A 1462-nucleotide genomic window follows, 5' to 3' on the forward strand; every position below is an offset into this window, starting at 1 on the left:
TAACAAGGAAAGGCCGCCGGGTATTGCCGGCGGCTTCAGCTTGTCGACAAAGTCACAAAAAAAGTGGCTTGATCGACAAGCTTTTTTTGTTAAAATGTGTGTGGAATCTAATTTTTGGAGGTTTTACCATGTTGACCAAACACTCTAAAGATCAGCGTGAACAGCTTGAAGTCTTTGCCTTAAGTGAGCTTGTACCTGAAGACCATTTGGTCAGGAAGATGGAAGAAGCCATTGATTTTTCATTTATTTATGAAAAAGTTGCCCCTCTTTATTCTTCAAAAGGGCGTCCAAGTATTGATCCTGTTGTACTGATTAAAATGGTGCTCATTCAATACGTGTTTGGTCATCGCTCCATGCGCGAAACCATTAAGCGAATCGAAACTGATGTAGCCTATCGCTGGTTTATTGGATATGGATTCTCTGAAAAAATCCCTCATTTTTCAACCTTCAGTAAAAACTATGAACGTCGCTTTCATGACACAGACCTATTTGAAACAATCTTCTATAAGATTTTACGTCAAGCCATGGATCTCGGCCTCGTCGATCCTTCGGTCGCCTTCATCGACAGCACACATGTCAAAGCGAATGCCAATAAGAAAAAGTTTGTGAAAAAGATCGTAAGAAAAGAAACAAGAGCTTATCAGGAGCAGCTAGATCAAGAAATTAATGCCGATCGCGAAGCGAACGGAAAAAAGCCCTTAAAGCCCAGGCGATGCTTAGAGGAACGAGAAGTAAAGGAAAGTACAACTGATCCTGAGAGCGGATATTTTGTCAAAGGCGAACGAGAACGTCTTTTTGCCTATGGATTTCATACAGCTTGTGATCGGAACGGATTTGTGCTGGGAACGGTTGTTGAGCCTGCCAATATCCATGACAGCCAAGTGTTCGCGTCGCTGTTTCAACAAGTAAAAGAGCGCGTTGCCAAGCCTCATACGGTCGCAGTTGATGCCGGATACAAAACACCGGTTATCGCAAAATTTCTTCATGAAGAAAACGTTCGCCCTGTTATGCCTTACACGCGTCCGCAAACCAAAAAAGGATTCATGAGAAAACACGAGTATGTTTACGATGAATTTTATGATGTCTATATCTGCCCGCAAGACCATATTCTCTCCTATCGCACAACCAATCGGCAAGGTTATCGAGAGTATGCTTCAGATCCAAAACGATGTAAACCATGTCCATTACTACATACATGTACAGAAAGTAGAGATCATCGAAAGATGATTCACAGACATATCTGGCAGGATCATTTAGACGAAGCTGATCATCTTCGGCATACGGAAGAGAATAAACAAATCTATGCCAAACGTAAAGAGACGATCGAACGAGTTTTTGCCGATTTAAAACATAAGCATGGCCTGCGCTGGACAACCCTACGGGGAAAGAAAAAATTGTCCATGCAGGCGATGCTTGTTTTCGCTGCCATGAATCTGAAAAAGCTGGCGAATTGGACCTGGAA

General features: G+C 42.5%; 1 protein-coding gene. It reads left to right on the forward strand.

Features of this window, described 5'->3' with window-relative positions:
* Nucleotides 1–128 precede the first annotated feature (128 nt).
* Nucleotides 129–1462, forward strand: a 1334-nt coding sequence (locus V7126_RS23645) for an IS1182 family transposase (protein ID WP_046131622.1), incomplete at its 3' end; no start/stop codon positions are given.

Source organism: Bacillus sp. JJ675 (genome assembly GCF_036963165.1).
In the GTDB taxonomy this organism is placed as follows: Bacteria; Bacillota; Bacilli; order Bacillales; family Bacillaceae; genus Bacillus; species Bacillus glycinifermentans.